General features: G+C 57.0%; 21 protein-coding genes. 13 read left to right on the top strand and 8 right to left on the bottom strand.

All coding sequences use genetic code 11. The annotated features are described in order from the left end of the window. Positions 1 to 35 precede the first annotated feature (35 nt). Positions 36 to 677, bottom strand: a complete 642-nt coding sequence (locus HDF14_RS19990) for a TetR/AcrR family transcriptional regulator (protein ID WP_183980221.1) — start codon at positions 675 to 677, stop codon at positions 36 to 38. Positions 678 to 800: 123 nt separating this feature from the next. On the opposite strand from HDF14_RS19990, the gene HDF14_RS19985 reads away from it, so the two are divergent. The 3 genes from HDF14_RS19985 (at position 801) to HDF14_RS19975 (ending at position 4886) form a co-directional block, all read left to right on the top strand. Continuing rightward, positions 801 to 1580, top strand: a complete 780-nt coding sequence (locus HDF14_RS19985; RefSeq protein WP_183980219.1) for a VOC family protein — start codon at positions 801 to 803, stop codon at positions 1578 to 1580. Positions 1581 to 1681: 101 nt separating this feature from the next. Beyond that, positions 1682 to 2185, top strand: a complete 504-nt coding sequence (locus HDF14_RS19980; RefSeq protein ID WP_183980218.1) for a VOC family protein — start codon at positions 1682 to 1684, stop codon at positions 2183 to 2185. A 352-nt stretch (positions 2186 to 2537) separates the two neighbouring features. Next, positions 2538 to 4886, top strand: coding sequence for a protein kinase domain-containing protein (locus tag HDF14_RS19975; protein ID WP_183980216.1), 2349 nt, complete (start codon positions 2538 to 2540; stop codon positions 4884 to 4886). Between the two features lie 242 nt (positions 4887 to 5128). On the opposite strand, the gene HDF14_RS19970 is transcribed toward HDF14_RS19975, so the two are convergent. The 4 genes from HDF14_RS19970 to HDF14_RS19955 form a co-directional block, all read right to left on the bottom strand. Further along, a complete protein-coding gene (locus tag HDF14_RS19970; RefSeq protein ID WP_183980214.1) occupies positions 5129 to 6301 on the bottom strand; it encodes a TIGR03118 family protein in 1173 nt (390 codons plus the stop codon). A 353-nt stretch (positions 6302 to 6654) separates the two neighbouring features. Further along, positions 6655 to 7608 (bottom strand): hypothetical protein, encoded by a 954-nt coding sequence (locus HDF14_RS19965; protein ID WP_183980212.1) that lies wholly within the window; start codon positions 7606 to 7608, stop codon positions 6655 to 6657. A gap of 94 nt (positions 7609 to 7702) precedes the next feature. Beyond that, entirely contained in the window at positions 7703 to 10135 is a 2433-nt protein-coding gene (locus HDF14_RS19960; protein ID WP_183980210.1) for a TonB-dependent receptor plug domain-containing protein, read from the bottom strand. A gap of 107 nt (positions 10136 to 10242) precedes the next feature. Continuing rightward, the gene (locus HDF14_RS19955; protein ID WP_260698441.1) at positions 10243 to 11298 is read right to left on the bottom strand and encodes a quinone oxidoreductase family protein; all 1056 of its coding nucleotides are present in this window, start codon (positions 11296 to 11298) and stop codon (positions 10243 to 10245) included. A 105-nt stretch (positions 11299 to 11403) separates the two neighbouring features. Here HDF14_RS19955 and HDF14_RS19950 point away from each other — a divergent pair, with 105 nt between their 5' ends. The 4 genes from HDF14_RS19950 (at position 11404) to HDF14_RS19935 (ending at position 15072) form a co-directional block, all read left to right on the top strand. Beyond that, positions 11404 to 12423 (top strand): ATP-grasp domain-containing protein, encoded by a 1020-nt coding sequence (locus HDF14_RS19950; protein WP_183980208.1) that lies wholly within the window; start codon positions 11404 to 11406, stop codon positions 12421 to 12423. Positions 12424 to 12443: 20 nt separating this feature from the next. Next, positions 12444 to 13481 carry an LLM class flavin-dependent oxidoreductase gene (locus HDF14_RS19945; protein ID WP_183980559.1) on the top strand — a complete coding sequence of 346 codons (1038 nt, stop codon included), beginning with the start codon at positions 12444 to 12446 and terminating at the stop codon, positions 13479 to 13481. A gap of 146 nt (positions 13482 to 13627) precedes the next feature. Then, on the top strand, positions 13628 to 14485 hold the full coding sequence (gene bla / locus HDF14_RS19940) for a subclass B3 metallo-beta-lactamase (protein WP_183980206.1): 858 nt from the start codon (positions 13628 to 13630) through the stop codon (positions 14483 to 14485). A gap of 47 nt (positions 14486 to 14532) precedes the next feature. Further along, positions 14533 to 15072 (top strand): hypothetical protein, encoded by a 540-nt coding sequence (locus HDF14_RS19935; protein WP_183980203.1) that lies wholly within the window; start codon positions 14533 to 14535, stop codon positions 15070 to 15072. A gap of 22 nt (positions 15073 to 15094) precedes the next feature. Here the strand turns inward: HDF14_RS19935 and HDF14_RS19930 are convergent, their stop codons facing one another. The 3 genes from HDF14_RS19930 to HDF14_RS19920 form a co-directional block, all read right to left on the bottom strand. Next, positions 15095 to 16069: a glycosyltransferase family 2 protein gene (locus tag HDF14_RS19930; RefSeq protein WP_183980201.1), complete on the bottom strand. Its 975-nt coding sequence runs from the start codon at positions 16067 to 16069 to the stop codon at positions 15095 to 15097. Positions 16070 to 16197: 128 nt separating this feature from the next. After that, on the bottom strand, positions 16198 to 16533 hold the full coding sequence (locus HDF14_RS19925) for an energy transducer TonB (RefSeq protein ID WP_183980199.1): 336 nt from the start codon (positions 16531 to 16533) through the stop codon (positions 16198 to 16200). 66 nt (positions 16534 to 16599) lie between these two features. After that, complete coding sequence (locus HDF14_RS19920; RefSeq protein WP_183980197.1) at positions 16600 to 17385, bottom strand: DeoR/GlpR family DNA-binding transcription regulator; 786 nt, start codon at positions 17383 to 17385, stop codon at positions 16600 to 16602. A 254-nt stretch (positions 17386 to 17639) separates the two neighbouring features. Here HDF14_RS19920 and HDF14_RS19915 point away from each other — a divergent pair, with 254 nt between their 5' ends. The 6 genes from HDF14_RS19915 to HDF14_RS19890 all read left to right on the top strand — a co-directional run. After that, positions 17640 to 21095 carry a TonB-dependent receptor gene (locus HDF14_RS19915; protein WP_183980195.1) on the top strand — a complete coding sequence of 1152 codons (3456 nt, stop codon included), beginning with the start codon at positions 17640 to 17642 and terminating at the stop codon, positions 21093 to 21095. Positions 21096 to 21303: 208 nt separating this feature from the next. Continuing rightward, on the top strand, positions 21304 to 22239 hold the full coding sequence (locus HDF14_RS19910) for an N-acetylglucosamine kinase (protein WP_183980192.1): 936 nt from the start codon (positions 21304 to 21306) through the stop codon (positions 22237 to 22239). A 168-nt stretch (positions 22240 to 22407) separates the two neighbouring features. Next, positions 22408 to 23154 carry a copper homeostasis protein CutC gene (locus HDF14_RS19905; RefSeq protein WP_183980190.1) on the top strand — a complete coding sequence of 249 codons (747 nt, stop codon included), beginning with the start codon at positions 22408 to 22410 and terminating at the stop codon, positions 23152 to 23154. 913 nt (positions 23155 to 24067) lie between these two features. After that, positions 24068 to 24316: a helix-turn-helix transcriptional regulator gene (locus tag HDF14_RS19900; RefSeq protein ID WP_183980188.1), complete on the top strand. Its 249-nt coding sequence runs from the start codon at positions 24068 to 24070 to the stop codon at positions 24314 to 24316. A 109-nt stretch (positions 24317 to 24425) separates the two neighbouring features. Further along, the gene (locus HDF14_RS19895) at positions 24426 to 25355 is read left to right on the top strand and encodes a hypothetical protein (protein WP_183980186.1); all 930 of its coding nucleotides are present in this window, start codon (positions 24426 to 24428) and stop codon (positions 25353 to 25355) included. A 23-nt stretch (positions 25356 to 25378) separates the two neighbouring features. Then, positions 25379 to 25659: hypothetical protein (locus HDF14_RS19890; protein WP_183980184.1), on the top strand; the 281-nt coding region annotated here is incomplete at its 3' end.

Here is a 25659-nt window from a genome sequence, read left to right as displayed (position 1 = left end):
GTCGTCTCCGAGGAGCGCGTTTCTCGTTACCGAATCTAGCCCAGACCACGTTCCACCATGAGCACCAGCCGCTCGCCTAGCTCGAGCACCGTTTCTCGTGGCATCTGATGCAGCGGTCCTTCAAGTACCAGGAGTGACAACCCATGAACTGTCGACCATGCAAGATACTCCGCGTCCTGGCGAACCTTCTTACTGAGCAAGCCGCTCTCCTGCATGCGGTCCAGAGCCAGCGAAAGTAGTTGAAACGGATTCAATCCCATAGAGGCTGTGTTCGCAGGGTTTTGCTCATGCACAGCTGGTGGGACCGAGAAAGCTGTGCGAAACATTCCCGGCTCTCTCATCGCGAATCCCAGATACCCCATGCCTACCGCGCGCAGACTCTTTCGCGCAAATGCTTGCGGATCGCGTCCTGCTCTGTGCTTGTTCATCTCATCTTCAATTGCCGCGGCGACTCGCGACAGACATGCCGACCGCACCGCATCCAGCAACTCAGCTTGCCCGGCAAAGTGCCTATAAGCCGCATTCGGAGAGACACCCGCCCGCCGGGTCGCTTCTCGTAGAACAACTGCATTGGGTCCTCCAGCACGGGCCATCTCAAGCCCGGCTGTGACGAGTGCGTTGCGCAGATCGCCATGACGAAAGGTCTTGCGTTTCTCAATGGTGACGTTCTTTTTCATTGTCCGTTCAAAGGAGAGTGTAACGCGGAAATGGCTACTTGTGGACAGTATCCACTTTCCGGTGGTAGCGTATGTGGACTGTGTTTACTTTATGGCGATACGTCGCCCGATGGGAGATGCGAAATGGCGGACGGATTCATCTGGTATGAACTTGTCACCAATGACATGGACAAGGCAGTCAACTTCTACAAGAAGGTCGTCGGCTGGGACATCAAAGATTCCGGCATGCCGGGCATGACGTACATGCTCTTCGGGAAAGACGGCAAAGATGTCGGCGGCATGATGACCTGGGCAGGCGCCGGTGCGCCTGAACTTCCTACTCAGTGGATGGGCCACATTCACACTGCGAAGCTCGACGAAGAGCTGAAGGCTGTAACTGCTGACGGCGGGACTATTGTGAAGCCGGCTCAGGATATCCCCGGCGTCGGACGTTTCGCGGTCGTGCAGGATCCACAAGAGGTGAAATATCTACTCTTCGAACCCGGCAAGGGAGATGTTCCGCCTCGTTTGGATCAGATGGCGGTGGGTAATGTGGGCTGGCACGAACTCCTCACCGATGACGCAGCAAAAGCCTTCGACTACTATTCCAAGCATTACGGCTGGCAGAAAGACTTAGCGCACGACATGGGTGCAATGGGTACCTATCAGACCTTCCGCGCCAACACGCCTCTCTACACTGGCGGAATGATGAATCGCAAAGGCCCCGGGATGCCTGAAGGTATTCCGCCACACTGGCAGTTCTACTTCACCGTCGACGACATCGAAGCGGCCCAGAAACGGGTCATCGAAGCGGGCGGCGAGATCGTAATGCCTCCGATGGACGTGCCAGGGGGCTCGCGCATCCTGCAAGCCACAGACGACCAGAAGGGCCACTTTGCTCTGATGCAGGGACCAAAATCGTAACCGCAATGTACTTGATGCCAGGCGGAGCCGTTTTTCATTCGCAGAAGGGCGGCTGCCGTCGAACTTACGACGAGTTTTAAAACCTGAGAGGAGTGAGCAACATGTCCAAGAAGATGATTACCTGCCTGTGGTTCGACCATGGGAAAGCCCACGAAGCAGCTGAATTTTATGCCGCCACCTTCCCCGACAGTCACGTCGGTAAGGCCAGCGCGTCGCCCACGGACACGCCGTCGGGCCCCAAAGGCCAGGAACTCATCGTCGAGTTCACTGTCTGCGGGCGTGATTTTCTTGGCCTCAACGGCGGTCCGAAGTTCGTGCCCAACGAATCGGTCAGCTTTGTCATCCTCACCGAGGATCAGGCCGAGACGGACCGGCTGTGGAACGCGATCGTCAGTAACGGCGGCGAGGAAAGCATGTGCGGTTGGTGCAAGGACCGCTGGGGCTTTTCATGGCAGATCACACCGCGCGCGCTGTTGGCAGCGACGACAGACCCGGATCGCGCCGCAGCCAAGCGCGCTATGGACGCGATGATGACGATGCGAAAGATCGACATCGCCGCGATCGAGGCCGCGCGCGCCGGTGGGCTGGCGAATGCATCCGCATAAACTTTGAGCAGCCGACAGTGGCGTTTAGCCCAAGCATATAAACGCCGATGCACTCGCCGCCTCAAGTGATCAAATAGCGATAACAGACCATAGCGTTGATGGAGAATGAGCTCGGGGCCAAACTGAGTCTTCATAAACGCGCTTCTCGTCAGTTACTTCAGGGATGGTCAGCTGATCGGAAGCGGTCCGACGTCATGCAGTGCTGACTAGTTCTTTCAAATCGATATTTGCGACGAGTATTATGAGTCAAGCCAACCATGGCCTCGCGACTCACACCGTCGATCGAGGCTCTATGATCTGGTTTCATTCCGGCCCGAGAAGTGCTCATCTTTGCTCGATCAGGCGACCCTACATGAAAAGCAAATTCGAGCAGAGGCCGCCTCAGGAACGTTCTGCTGAAGGTGGAACAAACACCAACCCCGGGGACACTACGGTTGCTTGCTTTCCAGCCACAAGATGCCTGGGACGGTATGTGATCGAGAAGATAATTGGTGCTGGGGGTATGGGCGAAGTGTATCGCGCACAGGACACACGCCTGGAGCGTAAAGTCGCGATAAAAATGTTGCCGCATGACACAGCCGCCGATAGCTCATTTCGACGGCGTTTCCTGAACGAAGCTCGCACAGCATCGTCGCTCAATCACCCCAACATTGTGGCCATCTACGACATTTGTACGGAGAAGAACGTAGATTTCATCGTGATGGAGCATGTCGACGGACTGACTCTCGAGAAGCTCATCGCGAAAGAGACCCTGAGCCTGGATCAGCTGGCTGGATTGGGCTCTCAGGTCGCTTTGGCTTTGGGTGCCGCACACGCGGCGGGCATCGTGCATCGAGACATCAAGCCCGCAAATATCATGGTCACCAAGGCACAAGAAGTCAAAGTGCTCGATTTCGGCCTTGCGAAAGTACACCGGAGCGGAGTGGATACGCAGTTGACCGGCGTAGGCCAGATCGTCGGAACGATCGCGTACATGTCGCCTGAACAAACGCGTGGCGAAGACATGGATCATCGGTCGGATGTCTTTTCGTTGGGTAGCGTGCTCTACGAGGCGGCCACAGGCCGTAAGCCGTTTCAGGCGGCCAGCGCCCTTGGTCTGATGCATGAGATCGCAACCGCCGATCCTGAACCGCCGGGCGTACATCGTCCGGAACTTCAGCCGGAGTTCGTTCGCCTGGTCATGCGGTGTCTCCAAAAGGAACGGCGCCTGCGGCCGGAATCTGCCATCGAGTTGGCCACGGAACTGAAGTCTCTTACGTTCTCCAATCGCCCTCGAACGGAGATAAGGTCGAAGTGCCGTACGGTGGCAGTCGTTCCTCTGAAACTGCGAGGTGCGGCAACAGACCAATATCTATCGGTTTCGCTTGCAGAGGCACTGATCCATCGACTTTCGTCCACCGGCAAGCTCATAGTGCGTCCAATCGCAAGCGTTATTCGTTACTCCGGCGATGAGATTGATTGGCCGAGGATCGCCAGGGAGTTGAACGTTGACCTAGTTGTGGAAGGCGCCGTTCAAATTGCCGGTGGCAAGATTCGCGTCCTGGTGCAGATTCATCGAGCGAGCGACTCGGAGACCATCGCCTCTCTGAAGCAAGACGGCGATTCAGATGACCTCTTCGCGCTGCAGGACCGTCTGGCTGACAAAGTGAGCGATGTCTTCGTCCCTCGCCAGAAGGCCGAAACCGGTGCACGGGAACTTCCAACGAAACACGCCGGGGCGTTTGAACTCTATCTTCGCGCAGTCGATCGCCAGGTTCATGTAGATAAATTTGAAATGGCATCGGCAATCGAGTTGCTGACCCGCGCCACAGAATTGGACCCCACTTTTGCGGACGCCTGGGGGCTGCTGGCCCAGGCTTGTGCTCAGATGGGGTCTCATCTGGATCGTGATCCAAAGTGGTTCGAATTGGGAGAGACCGCTATCGCACGGACCCTCGAACTTGACCCGATACAGTGCACCGCCTTGTGCGCCCGTGCCATGATATTGTTTTCGCCTTCACGAAGCTTTCAAAACCGCGCGGCACTCCGTGCAATAAACGCGGCGGTGAAGATCGATCCCTCAAGACAAACCGCGCGCCACCAGCGTACCGCGATCCTTTGGCATCTTGGCTTTCTCGACGCCGCGGAGCGGGACGCGATCGAGCTGCAGGCGGCGAATCCGTCTATGGGCGCAATGCATCGTGGCGCCATAGCCCTGCAACGTGGCGATTTCGACCTGAGCTCGGAGTTTTGCCAACGTGCGCTCGAACTGGAGCCAAACACCATACTGAACCACGTAATGTCGCCATTTCCAGTTTTATACGCTGGACGGCTGGAAGAGGCCCGGTCAGCAGTCGCCAAATCCCGGCAGATGTTTCCCACGGAGCCGTTCGGTCTCGGTATGACAGCCATTATGGCTGGGATAGAAGGGGACCATAAGCGTGCTGAGGCACTTGCCGATGAAGCGGCCCAGAGCAGCCATAGCCTGACACACACCCACCACACCTGGCACTTGTGCGCTGCGGCATACGCTTTGAGTGGGAAGCCGGACAAAGCTATGCATGAGCTCGAACGGTGTGCAGCGATGGGCCTGCCGAACTATCGCCTGTTCGAAGTTGATCCATACCTTCGGCCTCTGCGCAAGGATCCCCGGTTTGGCGAACTCATGACCGGGCTGCGACGTGAACATGACTCGATGCGGGATGAGTTCGGGTTGGAATGATTAAGACGTGTCGTTAGAATCGACAGTTCGTCAAGACGCTCCATGTCCCGTTTGCACAAGCACTCCCCAAGCCAATCTCACTCTTCACTCAATCGCCAACGCGCTCATTGAGGTCTGGATTAGTACCGAGACGTCGGCTTATCGTCAGCGATCTTCGAAGACTCTTCGATGGGAGTTGCGGCAGCGGGTGGCGTGCGTGAACTTGCGCGTCACCCGCTGCTGGGTTGGGTTTCAGGTCGTGCTTACTGGCTGTTGCCTTCGGTCAGTTCGTCCACGAAGGGTTTGAGGTAACCGAAGAGGCCGCCAGTTCCCTGATTGGGGCCGGCAGTGAAGTAGATTTCAGCGCCAGGGGAGCCTGCGGCGTCGTAGCTTCCGGGAGCGACACTGTTTGCAGGGCTGAGAGCCCAGAGGCCGTTGATGGCTAGTACCGTGCCGACAGAGTTCCTGATCTGACCCTCGAACTGACCGCTTACGAGGTCGTAGATTGCGATGGTTCCGCTGTTTTCGGTTGTGCCCCCGCCGGCAAATTGCCCGATGAGCAGCTTATGGCTGGAGAGGCCGAAGTCCTGCGGTGCGAGTGCGACCCCCCATGGAGCGTTGAGCCAATCTCCGTGCTCGAGGCGCAGGATTAAGACACCGGTGGAGCTGTAGACATCGACATACCCGAGGCCGGGACCGTCGGTCTCACGAGGCTGACCTGGAGGGATGAGGGCGTAGGTGACGACGACATCATTGCCTACGGTCTGGACGTTGAAGGGATTGTAGTTCGGGGGGAGCTGGGAGTCGACGAAGGCGGGCGTCGCTCCTTTTTCGCGGGGCAAGGTCACAGGGGCGAAGTTGTTGTCATAGACATCGACCCGGCCCTTCGAGGAGTTGGCAGCATAGAGAAAGGGCTTGCCGCCTACGAAGGCACTGGTGAGGCCAGTGTAGACCGATCCGTCGGTGGTCTTAACGGCAACGACAGCGTTCGTGGAAGGAGGCGCGGCGCCGGGAGCGACGGCGACGGCGGCGTTCCAGGCGGAGATTGTTCCGTCAAGCGTGGCGAAGAGGAAGGTTGCCGGTTTGCCGGAGATAAGAAAGTCCGTTTGAGCGCCGTTGAAGATGGTTCCGGTGGGTGTGCCGGTGGGAAAGGTCTTGCTGTTGGGATCGGCCTTGGGGATGGTGACGATCAGAGACTGTTTGGCGCCAGCTCCGTTGTAGAGGGTGCTGAGTCCGGAGCCATTGTCGGAGACCCACCAGGGGCTGTTGCTGCTGCGGGAGAGTCCCCAGGGGTTGATGAGGGTGGGGTCGGTGACGGGTGCGATGCCTGCGGCGTTAGCGACCAGGTTGACTTGTGTGTAGTTTTGACCGAAGGCTGCTGTCGCAAACGACAGGGCCAATGAGATGCGTGTGGCAGTGTGAATAAAGTTCTTCATCCGACTTCTCCTGATGCGGTAAGTCCCTGCGATTATTTACGTCCCGGAGCGACGGGCGGCTCCGGCAGACGCGGATCGTGCTGCATGCGGGGAGATCTGCAGTGTTCATCCATATCGGGAAGAACACGCTCGCTTTGCGGATATTCCCGATGGAATTTGAGGGTAGCGTCCGCGGGGAGTTTCGATGTCGCAAAAATGTCAGAGACGTGTCATCTCTCGGCACTAATTTGCGAATCGAATTTGGTTGCTCAGAAGTGTGTTGCAGGGAGAAGAATTTTTTCTATCGAAAGCCAAAATGCAGATGGCGGCTACCTTCTCGAGATAGCCGCCATCTGCTGATGAGACGTGTGAGGTTAATTCGAGAGGATGGTTCCTGGACGTACTAGAGTTGGGGCACGAAGTTTGGTTTTGGGCAGATCGGTTGAGGTTTTTAAACTGACGAGTTTTTTGTTGGAGTCTACGGGGAAGGTGGCGACGTAGGTGTTGGCGATGTCGTTCTGAAACTGTTTGAGATATGGGGCCATGGAGACGGGGTTCTGACCGGTGCTTTGGTAGAGGGAGAGACCGCCGGTTCCTTCTGCTAGTTCAGCCAGGTAATTTTGGCCGCTGAAGCTGCCACGGCCACGACCGAATCCGGCATCGTTGAAGAAGATGGAGTAGACGGGAACGCCTGCGCGCTGTGCATCGGCGACCGTGGCGTCAACGTACGGGCTGTTCTGATTGAGCGGGCTGGTGCTGCCGTTATAGGGGTCGACGCCGTTGGTGATCATGAGGACGAAGCGTGGTTTGTGTACGGGGCCTTCTCCGCGCCGAATCGGGTTGACCTCATTCTCGGCGCGACCGGGCCAGTTCTTCACGAACTCAGAGAGGCAGAAGTAGGGGCTGGCGCTTGAGCCGGGAATGCCACTGGGTATGCGGATTCCCTGGGCTACGCCTGCGAGGTTGGAGGTGAAGCCTGAAGCGCCCGTGCCAGGGAAAACCGTGCCGTTCTGCATGTAGCCGACATAGACTTCGGTGCCTGCAGGGAGGCCGGTGATGAAGGCGCGGAGATTGTTCATCTCGCGTGCGACGCTGGTACGCAGGCCGTCGTCGATCAGGAGCGCGACCTGTGCACCGCCGGGCGGAATGGCGGTGAGGTTCGCAAGTTGGGTGGCGCGGTTGTCTACCTTGATCGTGAGGTTGCTTGCGGCGGGACGAACGGGATTTTTCGAATCGAATGCGACGAGAGCCTGGGTGGCAGTGAGGCCCTCCTGGGCGTTTGCTGCCGTTGCTGCGAGGAGAGTAAGTGCAAGGAGATATCGGGTCATTTTTGTTTCCCTTCGGTGATTTAGACGGTCCAGCGGGGCTCCGTGATTCAGAGAGCACAAGAACATACAAGATAGAAACACCGAAGAGACAAAGTTAGTTGTCACCGCCGATGCGGATCTTCATTCCGGCGCGGATCGTGAAAGGCAGACCGGGATAGCCAATGGGACCAATGTGTTGCTGGCTGAGAAGATTGTCGAGCTGCGTGAAGGCGGTGACGTGGCGGGTGGCGTAGTAGAGGATGTTGAGGTCAAGCTTGGCGTAGCCGAAGTCGAGATCGCGGTTGGGGAGCAGGAGCGTGTTGCCGCCGTTGCGATCGTTGTGGAGTTGGAAGGTGGAGTCGTCGCTGCGGCTGGCGAACGCGCCGCTGATGGCGGCGGAGATTTTTTTGGATGTGTATTGAACGGCGAAATAGCCTGTGTCGGGAGGCAGGCGGAAGGGACGGTTGCCGACGATGGGCGACAGAGCGCCTATGGGTATGCCAGGGAGCTCGGGGTTGAAGGTGGGTGCGACGTTGTCGGAGGTGAAGGACTGCTCGACCTGGGAGTTGAGGTAGGCGTATCCGCCGCGGAGGAAGAGGCGAGCGAATGGCTGGTATTGCAGCTCGGCCTCATAGCCTCGGGCGATGTAGGCGAGAGAGTTCAGTGAGGCGCCGGGTATCTGGAGAGCGATGTTGGCAGGGATGCCGAAGAATTCTTCGAGGCCATTGGGAGCGAGGCTTTCGATCTGATGGCTGAACTGGTTGTGGAAGTAGTCGGCTTTGAGGATGAGCTTCTGACCGACGATGCTCTGGTCGAAGCCGAGGTCGAAGGTGCGGGAACGCTCGGCGGAGATTGGGCGGATGTTGTAGGTGGCGATTGCGGATTCGTTGCCCGTTTGATCGAGAAGGGTGGAGAGGCTGGTGAATTGATCGTCGAGGGTGGGCTCCTGAACACCGGTGGCGCCGTTTGCTCGAAGGACGGTGCCGCGAAAGAAGTCGTTGCCTTGAGGAGCGGCAATGTAGGTGAGGCCGAAACGCGGTGTGCCTTCGGTGCCGTAGAGGTGATTGCGTTCGATGGCTCCGCCGAAGGAATAGAAGACTCGGTGGTTGAAGTCGCCGTGGAGTTGGAATGTGTACTGATAGTTAGTGCGGTCGGCCTGCTGGTTGAAGCCGGAAGTGGGGTTGTAGAGGCGACCACGCTCGTCTTCGTAGTGGAAGCCGAAGAGGGTGCCGATGCGGAAGGGAAAGATGTAGTCGGTCTGGGAGTAGAACTCGTCGCGGTTGTGGACGTTGTCGAGGGTGGGTGAGATGAAGGCGGCCTGACCGGTGGCGGTGTAGCCGTTCGCTCCGCGGAGGGTGACGATGTCGCCGTAGTTGACCGTGGGTTCGGCGACTCCGTCGATGACGACGGTGGATTGATCGAACTGCTGCTCTTGTTCGCGCTTGCGCGCGATGCCGTAGCGGGCGAGGTTGTGCCAGTTCCCTCCCAGGACATTTTCGATCGTGAGACCGGAGTAGAGATCCTGGTCGGCGTGTTTGCCGGAGGCGGAGAAGCCGTAGATGTCATGCGCCTGGGGGAGGCCCACGGCGGAGTCGGCGTTGTGAATGGTAAAGCGGGCCGAAGTATTGGAGAGGATGTTGTAGCCGATGTTGGCGGCGCTGGTGATGAGATGGTATTGATCGAGCGGGAGGGCGTTAGAGGTGTTGAAGCGGCTGAAGGCGGCCTGGTAGTCGAGCCTGCTAAAGGCGCCGGAAAGGATGGCTTCGTTGCGGTAGGTGCGGAAGTTTCCGGCGTCGCCTGTGTAGTTGACGGTGGGGCTGAGGAAGTTGCTGCGAGTGGTGGCAAGGTTAACGACGGACGCTTCGGCACCGGTGCCATAGAAGGCGCTGTTGGCTCCGCGATAGATCTCGGGACCGTTGAGGGAGGTGGTGGAGACGGTGCTGAAGTCGAAGTTGCCGCCTATGTCAGTGGCGGGGATGGTATCGATGAGGATTTTGTTGGCGTCGGAGGGACCGCCACGTACATAGAGGGTGATGGGACCGCCGGCCTGGCCTGTCTGGACAGCGTTAGTGCCGGGAACCTGGCGGAGGCCGTTGAGCAGATTGACTTCGGTATCGAGGTCTTTTTGCGGCATGAGGGTGATGGCTGCGGGGACCTGCTCGATGGGCGTGGAGACGCCGGAGGCTGTGATGGCGAGCTGTGGAGTGACCTTGGAGTACTCCATGACAATACCGCGGGTTACGACAGAGGTGCGGCCACCGTAGAAGGCGTCGCTGATGCTGGGTGTGAACGGCGCTTCTGCGGAGAGAAGGACGAAGCGGCCGGAGAGGGAGCTGCGGATCTCGTAGGTCCCGTCCATGAGAGACATGGTGAAGGCGATGACACGCTTTCCCTGGACGAGTTGGATACGAGCGTTGCCGAGAGGGGCGCCGAGTGGAGTGGTCACGGTGCCTCGGACGACTACAGCGTGGGCAGGTAAGGCGATGAGAACCGCGGCGATGAGGGCGAGAAGTTGTTTGATCGAGCCGCGAGACGCCGGAAGAAGCATGTTTCGATTGTAAGTTGCTGGTGAGAACTCATCTGGCAGGAGCTGAAAGGGAAAGCAGATCGCCGCGGGGTCATGACAAAGAACTCATGGTGACAAGAAGCGTCATTTTATGGGATGAGGAGGATTTTGCCTGTGGTTCGGCGGGACTCGAGGTCGCGATGGGCCTGGGCGGCGTCGGCGAGTGGGTAGACGTGTTCGACGCGTAGCCTTAGTGTGCCGTTTGCGATTGCATCGAAGACATCGTTTGCGCGGGTTTCGAGATCGGCGCGGGTCGCGATGTAGTCCTTGAGGGTTGGGCGGGTGATGAAGAGGGAGCCCATGGTGGAGAGGCGGATGAGATCGAAGGGTGGGACGGCTCCGCTGGATCCGCCGAAGAGAACCATGACGCCTCGGGGACGAAGGCATTGGAGAGACTGCTCGAAGGTGGTTTTGCCGACGGAGTCGTAGACGACGGGAAGTCCTTTGTTGCCGGTCAGGATTTTGACCTTTGCGGCGAAGTCTTCCTGGGTGTAGAAGATGATCTCGTCGGCCCCGGCGGCGCGTGCGAGGGTGGCTTTTTCTTCGGTGGAGACGGTGGTGATAACGCGGGCACCTAAGGCTTTCGCCAGCTGAATGAAGAGGAGGCCAGTACCGCCTGCGCCGGCGTGGATGAGGACTTCGTCGCCGGATTGAACGGGATAGGCGGCGCGCAGGAGATAGTCGGCGGTCATGCCCTGGAGGATCGCAGCGGCGGCTTGCTGGGTGGTGACGCCATTGGGGATGGCTACGAGACGGGCTGCGGGAGCTACGGCTAGCTGGGCGTAGGTGCCGGGGATGAGGCACCACGCTACGCGGTCGCCGGGTTGGAAGGTGGTGACGTCGGAGGCGACAGAGACGATGGTGCCGGCGGCTTCCTGACCGAGGGTGTAGGGGAGTTTCGCGGGGTAGCGGCCCTCGCGGAAGTAGGTGTCGATGAAGTTGACGCCGGAGGCTTCGATGCGGATGAGGGCTTCGCCGGGGCCTGGGGTTGGCATGGGGAGGTCGGCGAGGGTGAGAACGTCGGCGGCTCCGGTGGTGAGGATCTGGATGGCTTGCATGGCTGGTTCAGGGTACAACATGGCGAGAGATTGTCTGGAAGTTTTCAGACTCACATCGTTTTGGAGCGAGCCGATGGCTTTGTTCATCTAAACTTGATATATCAGATTCGGGCTGCTGCTTACGCCGGTAAGGCCTTAGTAACCGAGTGGTGATTTTAGAGTCGAACTTTGAAGAGGATGTGAAAGAAGATTATGTCCAGCCGTCAGTCTTTGCCGATCGCGATTTATTATGAGCAGCCAATCTGGTTCAAGCTTTTGTTTGAGGAGCTGGATCGTCGTGGTGCGAACTACGTGAAGCTGAGTGCGGTGGAACATAGTTATGGGCCGGCGGATCATCCGGAGGAGAAGTACGCGGTGGTGCTGAACAAGATGAGCCCCTCGGCGTGGAATCGTGGGCATGGGGATCAGATCTTCTATACGCTCGGGTATTTGGAGCATCTGGAGAAGCGTGGCGTTCGCGTGGTGAATGGAGTCAGGGCTTTTCGGAGCGAGCTGTCGAAGGCGGCGCAGCTTTCGATGCTGGAGGCGCTGGGGATGGGGTATCCGAAGGCGCGGGTGATTCATCGGGCTTCGCAGGCGAGTGCAGCGGCGGAGGGTTTGCGCTTCCCTGTTGTGGTGAAGCCGAATATTGGCGGCAGTGGAAGCGGCGTGGTGAAGTTCCAGACGAAAGAGCATCTGGCGGAAGCTTCGGCTACCGAGGACGGACTGATGCTCGGGATGGATTCGACGGGGTTGGTGCAGGAGTTTGTGCCGGCACGTGGGTCGTACATCGTTCGCGTTGAGGTGTTGAACGGAAAGTTTTTGTACGCGATTAAGATACATATTACGGGCGAGACGTTTGACCTTTGCCCAGCCGATATCTGCAAGACGCCGCTGGGGGTCGAGTTGGATCGTGCAGCTTGCCCGATCGATGCCGCTAAAGATGGGCTGGCGGTTGAGGCCTTCGATGCGCCGCCTGAGGTGATTGCGGAGGTGGAGCGACTAATGGCTGCGGCGGGAATTGAGCTGGGCGGAGTGGAGTTTATGATCGATGATCGAGATGGAGTGAGGATGTACTACGACATCAATGCGCTCTCGAACTTTGTCGCGGATGGGCCGAAGGTGGTGGGGTTTGATCCGTTCGTGAAGCTGGCGGATTGGCTGGAGGCTGAGGCGAAGATCGTCAATGAGCGTCGGGCCGGTGTGCGGGAGTTTGCCGAGGTGGGGCGGTGAGTCAAAAGGCAAAAGCAGGGATGCGATACGGTTTCTGGTTGCCTGTATTTGGGGGCTGGCTGCGCAACGTCGATGACGAGAAGATGGCTGCGAGCTGGGAGTATGTGCGCGACCTGGCGAAGAAGGCCGAGACGATTGGCTACGATCTGACGTTGATCGCCGAGCTGAACCTGAACGACATTAAGGGTGTGGACGCTCCTTCGCTCGATGCGTGGTCGACTACGGCGGCGTTGGCTGCGGTGACGGAAAAATTGGAGTTGATGGTTGCGGTGCGACCTACGTTTCATAATCCGGCGTTGCTGGCGAAGCAGGCCGCGACGGTCGATCAGATGTCGCGTGGGCGGCTGACACTGAATGTGGTCTCGAGCTGGTGGAAGGATGAGGCGACCAAGTACGGCGTTCACTTCGATGAGCATGATGACCGTTATGCGCGGACGTCGGAGTGGCTCGACGTTGTCGATGGGTGTTGGAAGACGCAGGGATTTTCTTATAAGGGCACGTACTACGATGTGCGGGAGAACGTGCTCTCGCCCAAGCCGGTGAGCAAGCCGCGACCTACGCTGTATGCGGGGGGCGAGTCGGAGACGGCGAAGAACCTGATCGCCGCGAAGTGCGATGCTTACCTGATGCATGGCGATGCGCCCGAGGCCGTGGAGAAGAAGATTGCCGATATGCGTGAGCGGCGGGAGAAGCTGGGGCTGGGGCCGATGACGTTTGGCGTGGCTGGGTATGCGATTGTGCGGGACTCGGAAGCTGAGGCGCTGCGCGAGGTGGAGCGGATCACGGATGTGAAGCAGTCGGCGCGCGGGTATGCGAACTATGAGCAGTGGGTGACGGGTTCCAACCTGCAGACAGAGATTTCACTGAAGGATTATTCGGTGTCGAATCGCGGGCTGCGGTGCGGGTTCGTGGGGACGCCGGAGCAGGTGTCGGAGCGGATGGAAGAGTTTGCCGCGGTGGGAGTGGATCTGGTGTTGCTGCAGTCTAGTCCGCAGGTGGAGGAGATGGAGCGGTTTGGGGCACAGGTGATCCGCAATACAGGAGGGGCGACGGCTTAGCTTTCATTGTCTGGTTTTCGCGTTGAGGAGCGTTCGTCTTGCGGCGGGCGCTCTTTTCTTTTGCGTGAAACGGAATGTACCGGAAAGGTTAATTCTTCGCGAGGGTGGCGGCTGGCTGGTCGTTACGGGGAAGGTTATGCTTTGCTATGCTGCTTCGTTCCCTCTTGCTGACCTTCGTATTTGTGTGCGGTCTTTTTGCGCAGGATCCCCCTGATTGGACCGCTCCCCACGAGCCTTTTCGTATCGTCGGCAATGTGTACTACGTGGGGGGCAAAGACCTGGCATCGTATCTGATCACGACGCCGGAGGGACACATTCTGATCAATAGCGATGTGCCGAAAGACATTCCGCAGATCAAGAAGAGTGTTGAAGCGCTGGGGTTCAAGTTCAGCGATGTGAAGATTTTGCTGGTCAGCCATGCACATCGGGATCATTGTGGCGGAAGCAAGCTGCTGAAAGAGCTGACGGGCGCGAAGTATATGGTGATGGACCGGGATGTGCCGGTGGTGGAGTCGGGTGGGAAGTTGGACTTTCAGTATGGCAAAAGATCGGAGAACTGGTATCCCGCTGCGAAGGTCGATCGAGTGCTGCACGATGGAGATGAGGTTCGGCTTGGGGATGTTGTGTTGGTCGCGCACCTGACGCCGGGGCATACCAAGGGGTGCACTACCTGGACCATGAAGGTGCGGGAGGCGAGTAAGGTTTATACCGTTGTGATCATTGGGGGCCCGAATGTAAATCCGGGATACAAGCTGGTGAAGAGCAGCGTGTATCCGACAATGGCGCAAGACTATGAGTTGACGTTTCGGACGCTGAAGTCGTTGCCGTGCGATGTGTTTCTGGGAGCGCATGCGGGCTTTTTTGATATGGATGAGAAGTTCGCGCGGATGAAGGCAGGCGACGCGAATGCGTTTGTCGATCCTGCGGGGTACAAAGCTTATGTTGCGGATCGGCAGCAGGCGTTTCGGACGGAGTTAGCCAAGCAGTCGGGCAGCAAGAATTGAATGTATCGTCGAGGCGAAAAGTGAGTGAATGGGCGGAGAGCCAAAGAGTGGGCGCGATACTGCGGGCGGGGAGCATCGCCGGGATTCTGCTGACGGCTGGTTGTCACTCGGGGGAGCGAAGGAGTTCCCTGCTGGAAGGCCTAACAAGCGCTGCGCAGACAAAGGCTTCCAATCTTGGGCCCAATCATCTGGCGGCTGAAGGTTTGGCTACGATTACGGCCGCGTGCGAGAAACAAACTTTTGAAAATGCACGCAGTGGCTTGATTGTGAGCCAGACAGGATTGCATGAAGATGTGTTTGCGCTCCGGGATCGCAGATCGTACGCTTCCATCGCATTCAGCATGGATGATGCACTAAAGCTTGAAGAGGTATTGCGTAACCAGTTGAAAGAGAACAAGCAACCGTGGGAGCAGAGCGAATGCGTTCAGCAGTTTGAAGGGTATCTGGAGACGCTGACAGATCCATTGGTAGAGCAGGACAAGCTGGCCAAGGAACTCGACGCCTCTGCGTTCAAGGATTCGAACAAAGAGGCGCAGGAAGAACTAAGAAGAGAAAAAGAGACGGAGGCGCTAGCCCCCAAAAAATAATGCGGGGCTAGCGGCTACTCGGTTACTGAATGAGGCTCTCTTCGGAGCGCAGGCGAAGGATGCGGTCTACGGCGTAAGGTGCGCGGTGGGCGGCTGTATGAAAGTGCCGTACCTGGAGTTCTCCGAGCAGACCTATACCCATCATCTGGATTCCGGCGAGGATGAGAACGCCGGCAATGACGAAGAGTGGGCCGTGAAGGCTCATAATGTGCTGGCCGGTAACGATTTTGAGAATGAGAAGCCACGCGGACATACCAAAGCCGGCTACCATGCCAAAGGCTCCGATGGTGCCGAAGAAGTGGAGCGGGCGGGTCATGTAGCGCAGCAGGAAGCGAATGGTCAGCAGATCAAAGAAGACGCGGAAGGTGCGAGAGATACCGTAGTGACTTTCGCCGAACTCGCGGGCAGGATTGGAGATTGGAATCTCGCAGATGCTCGCTCCGTACCAAGAGGCGAGGGCTGGGATGAAGCGGTGCATCTCGCCGTAGAGGGGGATGTTCTGGATGACCTCGCGGCGATAGGCCTTGAAGGTGGTGCCGAAGTCGTGGATGTCGACGCCACTGAGGGCGGCCATAAGCCAGTTCGCGGCGCGTGAAGGGATGCGGCGCATGATGAAGTTGTCGCCGCGCTGCGAGCGCCATCCGCTGACAACGTCGTAACCCTCTTCAAGTTTGGCGAGGAAGCTGGGTATTTCGTCGGGATCGTGCTGGAGGTCGCCGTCCATGGCGAGGATGAAATCACCCTGAGCGTGGTCAAAGCCGGCGGCAAGGGCGGAGGTTTGACCGAAGTTGCGGCGGAGCTTAATGACGAGGACTCGGCTATCTACGGCAGCGATCTCTTCCAGCAACCGATAGGTGCGGTCGCGAGAACCGTCGTCAACGAAGACCAGCTCGAAGGTCTCGTTGACGTGCTCCATGACGGCCTTGAGCCGGTCATAAAGTGTGGTGACATTCTCTTCTTCGTTATGGAAGGGTACAACGATCGAATATTTCGGCACTTTTCAATGATACTCCTGTGTTTGTCCTACTTGGATGACGGCAGGAGGACAAAAAGTTCGGAATTTCTTCGATTTTTTCGGCAGGTGTTTTGCGGCGCAGAAGCTATGCTACCGTTTTTTTTCAAGTCCTAGAAGCTGAATCTTAAGACGTAATCCATATTTTGAGGTTTGCCCAGGTAGGAACCTGCGACGAACTCGGCCTGTTGGGCAGCCTCGGTGGCCGCCTCAGCCAAGACGGGGTCGCCGAGCTCGACTCTAACCTCGCCGACTTTGCCATCTGGGAGTACGTCGACGATGAGACGTACCTGGCCGTGAGTTCTATGGCAGGACTTCCCTGACCTGCAGTCAGGATTTGGGATGCTGATCAGCCTGGGCGGCACTACCGACGGCATGCTTTGAGCCTGAAGCGTCATAGTGACGGGCGCTACAAGAAAGATCACGAGAGGAGCCCAGGCTGGACGCATGGCTCATCGTCTCACGAGTTGGCTTGCGTGGAACGCTCATTTTTTGCTTCCGTGGGCTGACTCACGTTAGACGATTATCATCCTTACCTGCTTTCGCTGAAACTCCTCGACCAGTTTTGGATCGACGCTATCGTCTGTAATGATGGTATGCAGATCGGTGGTGGCGCAGACCTTGGTCGGGGTGAAAATGCCGAGTTTGCTTGCATCGGCGACGGCAATTACCTGCTTGGCGTGCTTCACCATCTCCCCGAGAATCAAGGCTTCTTCGGATTCGATGACGGTGAGACCGTGCTCCGGGTGGATACCACACGCGCCCATGAAGACTTTGTCGAAGAATAGTCGCTGCAACGAGTCGAAGGCTGTTGCACCGACCATTGAAAAAGCGCCCGGCCAGCGGATGGAGCCTCCGGTAAGGGTGACGCGAGCGTTTGGGAGGCTGGAAAACTCCATCCCGATGTTGACCGCGTTTGTGACGATGTGGATGCCCTCGCGATGCCGGAGGCTGCGGGCCACCTGTGTCGTGGTGGTGCCGGGTGAGAGCGCGATGGTGTCGCCCTCGTTGACCATCTCCGCCGCAGCGATGGCGATGCGTCGCTTTTCGTTGGCAAATCGCTCTTCGCGCAGGGGAAACGCGGCGTCAAAGCGGAACGGCTCGTAGGTCATCTTGCCGGCCAGTTCGACGCTGCCGTGGGTGCGGTTTACCAGACCGCGCTGGGCGAGTTTGATCAGGTCGCGTCGAACGCTGGCAGGGGAGGCGTCAATCGTGGTGGCCAAATCTTCAACGCAGCTCTGGCCTTTCTGCAGTAGGAGATGAAGTATCTGGTTTGCGCGATCCTGGGTTTTCTGGGCCATGTCCTGTCCATTCTAATCACGCACAAATCTGCAAATAATTGATTATGTGGCAGACCTGCGGTTCTATTTTGAGTATTTGGACTATTTTTCTTCAGAATTGTGAAAGTTCTGTTGACAAATGGTTACATAGATTTCTATGCTCTACCAACAATTTGATTTTTCTGACCGCACTAACCGAATCTTCGGCAAAGGCCAGCCGTAATGTGTAGTGCGGATCTTCCTATCTCCCACAGACACCCTGGAGTCGTTCAAAAATGAATAAGGCAGCGCAAAAGATGAAGTTTCTCAAACGTATCTCCGGGATTGTGCTCGCCCTGGCAGTAGTTTTCTGTGCGCCGGGTCTGCTTGCGCAGACGGTCACCGGGACAGTCACCGGCGTGATAACCGACCCGAGTGGTGCTGTGGTCGGTGGAGCGGTCGTCACTGCTCACAACTCGGACACCGGCGTGGACTCAAAAGTGACAACTAATGCGTCGGGACTCTATCGAATTCAGTTTCTGCCCATCGGCCGCTATGAAGTGACGGTGGAAGCAAAGGGGTTTGATAAAGAGACGATTCCAGCGTTTCAACTCGAGGTGCTGCAGACTACTACATTCAATGTCACGCTTACAGTAGGATCCTCGGCGGAGGTGGTGAACGTATCCGAAGCGGCGCCGATTCTGAATACCAGTGACGCCACTTTGAGCGGAACCTTTACGTCGAATACGATTCAGAACTTCCCCTTGAATGGTCTGGATTTTTCAGCGCTGACCCTCTATGTCCCTGGCTCTGTGAGCACAGTAGGAACTTCCGGCACGACCAGCATCGAGCGCAGCACTCAGTCCACCGATTCAATCAACCTTAACGGCAACCGCGCGCAGGCGAACAACTACACGTTGGATGGAATCGATCTGAACGAGACGTTCAATAACCTGATCGCGTACAGCCCCGCACCTGAAGCTCTGCAGGAGATCAAGGTATTGACGGCGAACTCGCCGGCAGACTACGGCAACGTCAATGGCGCCGGCGTGGTCAGCATTCTCAAGAGCGGAACGAATCAGTTTCACGGTTCGGTGTATGGCTACGTGCAGGACTACAAGCTCAATGCCAACTCGTGGACCAACAATCACGCGGACCCGATCATCCACACCAATCCTTTCTCCCAATCTCAGTTCGGGGGCACGTTTGGTGGTCCAATCAAGCGCGACAAACTATTCTTCTTCGTCGACTATCTCGGTTCGCGATTCCACCAGGGAGGAACTGCCCAGGCGAGCGTCTTTACTCAGGCTATGCGCAGCGGGGACTTTTCTGCTTTGCTCAGCAGCTCCAATCCGATTCAACTGTTCGATTCGCAAAACGGCTTTACCCCGTATGTTGGGAATAAGGGCGTTCCGATCAACAATCCGGTTGCGAAGTATCTCTTTGCTCATCCAGAGGTCTACCCTTTGCCAAACGCGACACCGTCAGACGGAATCGCGGCAAATGATCTGCAAGGCCCACAGAGAACGTTCCGAGCCAACAACCAGGGAGATATCAAGATCGAGTACACCCCGAACGCAGCGGACAAACTCAGCGCGTTTTATTCAAAATCAGATGCTTATGATGGTGCGACCTCGGTTCTGCCTGTCTCGTTTCCAAACGGAAGCACATTCCCGTCGCAGCTTGGCGGACTCACTTGGGTTCACATCTTCTCTGCGTCGATTGTGAACTCAGCGCGCATCGGCTATACGCGCGTGAATTGGAACCAGGGACTACCAATCGATGGAACAGGTCAGTTTGGCACCAATGGTGATGCGGTTGTCGGCATCACCTTTCCCAATCAGGCCTATCAGGGCTTTACCGCGCAAAATCTCCAGAACAGCACTTTGAGCACACTCGGCAACCAAGCTTCGAACAATGGAAGCCTGACGGATAACACTTTCAGCTATATCGATAACCTGACATGGCAACATGGCAAGAGTACGTACAGCATGGGTGTGCAGGCGCTTCGTTATCAAAATAACTACCCTACCAGCAACAACAATGGTTTCCTTGGATCACAAACCTATAGTGGTGCCTTCACCAGCAATCCTTCGCTGTCTAACGCAGGCGGTTACAGTGGTGCGGACTTCCTGCTTGACCGAGTGAGCACGGCAGCCGCCACGCTTTCCAGCGTCAATGTCGGACAGCGGCAGTGGCGCATAGCCGGATTCTTCGGCGATGACTACAAGGCGACACCGCGGCTGACCTTGAACGCCGGCTTGCGCTACGAATTTGATCAGCCCTGGATCGAATCCAACAACAAGACGGGCAACATCGATATCGCTACGGGTCAGGTGATCTACGCAAGCAAGATTCCCACGGGTGCGCCCGTTGGCTCCGGACTATGCAGCAATCGTGCATGCTATGACGCTAACTACCGCCAGTTCATGCCACGCTTCGGCTTTGCTTATCAGGCGACGGATCGCTTTGTCATTCGCGGTGGTTATGGCGCGACCAGCTTCTTTGAAGGTAACTCCTCCAACCAGCGCCTGACCTCGATCACTCCCTTCATTCAGGCCGTCAATGTCAACGTGGTGACGCCGACGCCTGGCAATCCGGGAGCTCCGCGAACGGCAGAGCAGGGATTCAGCGGCAGTGCGATTACAGGGACCGGAACCTTCAACGTGTACCCGCACAATATTCAACCGGCTTACGTGCAGGAGTTCAATCTCACGGCAGAGTATGCGGTGACGCGCTCCTTATCGCTGCAGGTCGGTTATGTCGGCGAAATAGGTCAGCACATCGAAGACTACGGGAACCTCAACCAGTGGTTGGTGAACGGAGATCCGACCTCAGCGCCCTACTACAACAACCAGTTCATCGGTATCAATGCGATAGATCCGACGGTCAGCATCGGCTCTGGTAACTTGCTGATCACAGAGTCACGTGCAGCATCGAACTACCAGGCGCTTCAGACTATTCTTCGTCAGCGCACCAGTCATGGGTTGGAGTTCACCGTGAACTACTCCTACGGCAAGGCTCTGACTAACAGTGCCGGCAACTACGCCGTAAATACCTCCGGCGCTTCCAACTTCGGTCAGGGCGCCTTTCAGAACTACTACGACTCCGCCGCGGACTGGGGTCCCGCCGCATACGATGTGCGCCACAACTTGAGTGGCACGGGCGTCTATTCCCTGCCCTTTGGCCACGGGAAGCAGTATCTGTCTGGAGTCAACCGTGCGGTGGACGAGGCGATTGGAGGCTGGAAGATCTCGACGGCAGCCGTGGCTTACAGTGGATTTCCCGAGACGATCCTTGGGCCTGGGAACAACTCCAACAGCGATGGCAATGCGCGACCAAATCAGTACCGTGCTCTGAAGATCGTGAACCGCAGTATCGATCACTGGTATGGAACTGATCCTTCGGCGACTCCCTGCACCACTCCTGGGGTGGATAACGGCCTGTGCGCCTTTGGAGCACCTGCCCCCAACACCTTCGGCGATGCAAGAAACGGCAACACACGCAGTCCACGATATCTGAACGTCGACATGTCGGCCTTCAAGGACTTCGCCATCGTCCGTGAGCAGACTCTCGGGTTCCGGTTTGATGCTTTCAACGCATTCAACATCGTCAGCTACGGCAATCCAGATACCAACATTGGCGATTCCAACTTTGGCAATATCTCAAATCAGGGAACCGCTAATGGGCTTCAGCAGGCCGTTCGTTCCACGGAACGCCGACTGCAGTTCTCCGCAAACTATCGCTTCTAGGACGGCTTGAACAGTCCTCGGATATTGGCCAACACCAGTATCAACATCACAAGGGCAGGGCTTCCGCTCTGCCCTTGTCACTTGCTGGCTGGTGTTTCAGAAATACGGGTCGCTGCACACGATGTGGCAACACCATCGCGATTAGGAACAAATATCCTGTCTCGGTTGCTGCTATCTTTTTGAAGTTGCGGAAAGAAGAGGAATCGGCTTGGCGTTCTATCTTGCACTGGATGTTGGCGGCACAAAGACGGAATATGTTTTGGCAGATGACACCCGCGAACTCGCACGAGTACGTGGGGGCACGATCAAACGCATGCGCACCGACGCAAGCACGGCAAAGGAGAACTTCGAGAAGGCTCTTGCTGAGTTGGCCGCGATGACCGGTATCTCTCTGGGGTCTGTCACTCGGAGCTGTGTCGGTGCAGCGGGCGTCACGGTCGCGTTGGTGACCGACTGGATACGCGAAGCCTTCGCCGAACGCGTCGGTGGCTCGCTCATATTGGTGGGGGATGTGGAGATTGCGCTCGACGCTGCTTTTTTCGGTGGACCGGGCGTGCTTGTAATGGCCGGTACGGGGTCAAACGTCGCTGGACGCACTATCGCGGGCGATCTGACCACAGCCGGCGGATGGGGCCCCGCACTGGCTGACCAGGGCTCAGGCAGCAGGATCGGCCATCAGGCGCTACGCGATACTTTTTTTGCCATCGACGAAGACCGTACGACTGCACTGCTCCCGGCGATTCTTGAACTGTGGCAGCTTCCCGATCTCGAATCGCTGATCGGATATGCCAACCAGATTCCATCCCCCGACTTTACCCGTCTTGCTCCCCTAGTCGTGAAGTGTGCCGCCGAAGGAGACGCCGTTGCGCAGAATGTTCTCCACCGCGAGGCAGAAGAACTCGCTCACCTTGCGCATCTCGTCATCGAGCGTCTGCGACGGGACACATCCAATGATCGCCCCGAGTGGGTTCCTGAACTGGCGTTCACCGGCAGCATCCTCGAACATGTAGCCCCAATCCGTGAAGGAATCGTCTCTGCTCTGCGACGCGACCACCCATCTCTGAAGGTTCTGCCGGGTACTGTCGATCCCATACTCGGTGCGCTCTGGCGGGCGCGTACCGGCTCGCTTCCCGTAGCGAGCTGATTTCCGGTGGATATTCTCAGAATTGTGATTATTTGGAGTTCAATTTTTCACTTTTTGAAGTTATCCTGTATCTGCAACTCTGGTAGGGCTCGTTAGCGGCTCATTCGCTTCGGGTCGTTGCGTCGACTATTTCCAAGGATCGGACAGCTTTGTGGTTTGTGTAATCTGATGCGCAAAATCATCTTCGAACTCTGTGCAGAGAGTCTTCAGGCCTGCCTCGCCGCGCGCGAAGGCGGTGCCGATCGCATTGAGCTTTGCACTGCCCTCAGCGAAGGGGGGCTTACGCCAAGTCATGGTCTCACGCGTGCTGCGATTCTTCACAGCGGCCTTCCCGTTCACGTCCTGTTGCGACCGCGAAGCGGCGACTTCCACTACAGGGACGATGAGTTCTCCCTGATGCGGGAGGATCTCCTTCACGCGTACAGTCTTGGAGCCAGCGGCTTTGTCCTTGGGATCCTTCGAACCGACGGTACGGTGGACATGGAACGCACACGCGAACTCGTCGAACTCGCTGCGCCACTCGAAATCACCTTTCATCGCGCTATCGACTACACCATCTCACTAGAGCAGGCTCTCGAAGACGTCATTGCCACCGGCTGCAAGCGCGTTCTTACCTCCGGCGGCGAACCCGATGTGCTGGCGGGAGCAGACAAGCTTGCGCGGTTGGTCCATATCGCTGACGGAAGAATTGATATAGCTGTTGGTGGAGGTCTCCGCATCAAGGACGCCGCAGCCCTGGCTCGGGCTACCGGTGCCAGCCACTTCCATGGTTCTCTGCGGCGGAGCGAAGCCAGCAAGATGCAACACGAGCGGCGCTGGGTGCTGGAAGATCCAGATTCGCTCGACGGCACCTCGCGCTTCGTCGTGGACGCGGGCGATGTGCGGACTATGATCGGGAATCTGCGTAGTTCATGAACTACTGGTCACATTCGACGCGGATCAATGCGGGTTGCAAGCGACCTGGATACTAATCCGGAAGGCCTCTAACTTTGCAAATGGAGCAGCAGCGACGGTGCTCGATAAGAATCTCCCTGGCTACGGCGTGTTCGCGCTTTACCGTCTGCAACCTTGCCTCGCGGACTAGACGCGGTGATGCGTCTGGAGAGGTACTATCGAGATCGTTCTCGGCGGCGAGAAGTGTTTTGGTAGCTTCTTCATACTGCCGTTCGATTCTGTAGCATTCAGGGTTCGACATGAGTAAGCCTAAAACGTCAGTGTCCTTTCAGCGATTGTCCGTCTCCTTGCATTCACGCTTCCATGCGAGGATGGCGAGGAAGACCCTTCGTCATGCGTCACAATGATAGGTGCGCCCTCGCAAGAACGCGAGGACAGTCGCTTCTGGAGCCGCCAAAAGAGCGGAACGAGACCCGTTCACCGCGTGGCCTTTGTTGTAGCTGGGATGGTTCTAGAGAAATAAGTGGTGGGCAGTGAGGGACTCGAACTAACTACCTAACTCCAGTGTTGTGATCAAGATACGTTTTATTTTCTAAAGAGTACCCCCACAACTACCCCCTTTTCAAACGCAGGTGCCTTCTCTGCGCATCAAGACGTGACGACTCGAATAATCTGTAACGTAGACAGACACATATAGATTCCTCCGATCAGTGGACTCAAGCGCAGAGGCTGTGTTGGCGGTGTGCCTGTCAAGCCCATTATTTTTGCTGTTCCATATCTCCTAATAATTCTCGTTCTGTCTAAAATTGCCCGTTTCTTCTAAGTGAATTGACCCGAAACTGGTGCGTTTTTGCTGAAAAACGTACACCCACACTCGAGCTAAAAATGGCTTCGTCTAGAGTAGCCCAATGACGCACGATGACGGGGTCTACCGATGATCGCAGAACAACAGAATCTTAGCTTCTTGCGCCTTCCCGCAGTACAGAGAAAGGTGCCTTACTCGAAGTCATCTATCTACACGATGATTGCTGCGGGGCAGTTTCCTGCCCCATATCGTCTAGGTGGTCGCGCTGTTGCTTGGTTGGAGCGTGACGTCGATGACTTCATCAGACGCCGCTTACAGTCGGAACCAGATATTCCAAAAGCGCCACGTCCACCGGTGCGCACCACGCGAAGTAAATAAAAAAGGGCCGGGCGGTCGAATCCGCTGCGGCTCCGGAGTTTTATGGACAAGGAAACGATAACATCGTCGCATCAGCGGCAGCAGCACGCACTCCAACTAGAGGCCGCCGATGGCGATCATTAGGGCTAAAGGGCTGTACGAAGGAGAGAGATTGCGCGCCTGCACCGATGCAGCGCAACTGCATTGGCCCCGGCTCTACCTTCTCGGCAATGGACATTCGCGTTTCGAACGTGACTACGAGCGCATCATCGCTGTCGTCTATGCGAGCTTTCACACAAAGCCAACTGCTGAAGATGTGCGCGGATGGCTCGGCGAGTATGCTGACAACTTCCTTTTGTTCCTCTACGAGGATGCCGCGACCGGAGCTATGTGGGCGCAATGGATCACCGCACAAGAGAACCTCGCGAATTACAGAACTGCTGAAGACAAGCGAAGCCCGGCACCAGACGAACGAGAGATAGACGCTTACCGCCGGGCCTACATCGACCGCAAAAGATTCAACTCACGGAAAACAAAAGACATTTTAAAACCACTTGAAATCATTGCAAACCATTTTCCGAATCCCCAAATCACTTCTGTTGGAGTAGGAGATGGAGATGGAGTAGGTAGAAACAAAGACAGGGACTCCTCGCCGCCTGCGGCGAGTGAGCCGCTTGCGGCGATAGTACTCAGCAACGTATCGCCTACGGCTCAGTCGGCTGACGCCGACGACTCACTGTCTCTTCATGAGGCTTTAAGTCAGAGCGCATCCAGCTTCAAAGACGAACAACACTGGGAGCTTAGCGCCTATCTGGAATTCTGGAATGCGGCCTGCCCGCGATTCAAACAGGCACATGGGATGACCGATCGTCGCGTTGCGAAGCTACAAGCGCTGATCGGCGACGGAATGACCACGCAGGAATTCATGGAAGCAGTTCGTAAGGTCGCGTCCTCCACTAGCCTCCACCTCAAGCTCTGGAAACCAAATTTCGAGTGGTTTTTGTCGGAAGACAACTGGAGCGACGGGCGATTCGTTTGTGCTTACCTCAACAATTTCTAACGACGCCCAAACAGGAGCGAAGAATGCCAAGTGACGACCGCAAACCGTGGCACGCATTGGTTGAAAAGGCGGTCCGGGCTGCGCAGGATCGTGGAGTACCTTTCACCGTCGAGCAGATGTTGAACGGCGTCGGTCTCTTCTCATGGACGTTGGACCGCGAACAGGCGGTGGTCTATGCGGAGAAGTTGATCGCAGGGACCAGCGCGGGAAACCCAGCCATTGAGCGGCTCAACCGCAAGCCGTATCACGGTGCAGTGGAGCAGGCCGTCGAGATGATGATGCATCGCGGCGGCGAATCGATCTC

The sequence above is a fragment of the Tunturiibacter gelidiferens genome (genome assembly GCF_014201335.1).
GTDB lineage: Bacteria > Acidobacteriota > Terriglobia > Terriglobales > Acidobacteriaceae > Edaphobacter > Edaphobacter lichenicola_E.
Note: the sequence above shows the minus strand (reverse complement) of the source record. Positions and strands in the feature narration are given on the sequence as shown.

Coding starts and splice junctions, on each gene's coding strand:
- HDF14_RS19990 (WP_183980221.1), bottom strand. CDS start 677: ATGAAAAAGAACGTCACCATTGAGAAACGCAAGACCTTTCGTCATGGC.
- HDF14_RS19985 (WP_183980219.1), top strand. CDS start 801: ATGGCGGACGGATTCATCTGGTATGAACTTGTCACCAATGACATGGAC.
- HDF14_RS19980 (WP_183980218.1), top strand. CDS start 1,682: ATGTCCAAGAAGATGATTACCTGCCTGTGGTTCGACCATGGGAAAGCC.
- HDF14_RS19975 (WP_183980216.1), top strand. CDS start 2,538: ATGAAAAGCAAATTCGAGCAGAGGCCGCCTCAGGAACGTTCTGCTGAA.
- HDF14_RS19970 (WP_183980214.1), bottom strand. CDS start 6,301: ATGAAGAACTTTATTCACACTGCCACACGCATCTCATTGGCCCTGTCG.
- HDF14_RS19965 (WP_183980212.1), bottom strand. CDS start 7,608: ATGACCCGATATCTCCTTGCACTTACTCTCCTCGCAGCAACGGCAGCA.
- HDF14_RS19960 (WP_183980210.1), bottom strand. CDS start 10,135: ATGCTTCTTCCGGCGTCTCGCGGCTCGATCAAACAACTTCTCGCCCTC.
- HDF14_RS19955 (WP_260698441.1), bottom strand. CDS start 11,298: ATGAACAAAGCCATCGGCTCGCTCCAAAACGATGTGAGTCTGAAAACT.
- HDF14_RS19950 (WP_183980208.1), top strand. CDS start 11,404: ATGTCCAGCCGTCAGTCTTTGCCGATCGCGATTTATTATGAGCAGCCA.
- HDF14_RS19945 (WP_183980559.1), top strand. CDS start 12,444: ATGCGATACGGTTTCTGGTTGCCTGTATTTGGGGGCTGGCTGCGCAAC.
- bla (WP_183980206.1), top strand. CDS start 13,628: ATGCTGCTTCGTTCCCTCTTGCTGACCTTCGTATTTGTGTGCGGTCTT.
- HDF14_RS19925 (WP_183980199.1), bottom strand. CDS start 16,533: ATGCGTCCAGCCTGGGCTCCTCTCGTGATCTTTCTTGTAGCGCCCGTC.
- HDF14_RS19920 (WP_183980197.1), bottom strand. CDS start 17,385: ATGGCCCAGAAAACCCAGGATCGCGCAAACCAGATACTTCATCTCCTA.
- HDF14_RS19915 (WP_183980195.1), top strand. CDS start 17,640: ATGAATAAGGCAGCGCAAAAGATGAAGTTTCTCAAACGTATCTCCGGG.
- HDF14_RS19905 (WP_183980190.1), top strand. CDS start 22,408: ATGCGCAAAATCATCTTCGAACTCTGTGCAGAGAGTCTTCAGGCCTGC.
- HDF14_RS19900 (WP_183980188.1), top strand. CDS start 24,068: ATGATCGCAGAACAACAGAATCTTAGCTTCTTGCGCCTTCCCGCAGTA.
- HDF14_RS19895 (WP_183980186.1), top strand. CDS start 24,426: ATGGCGATCATTAGGGCTAAAGGGCTGTACGAAGGAGAGAGATTGCGC.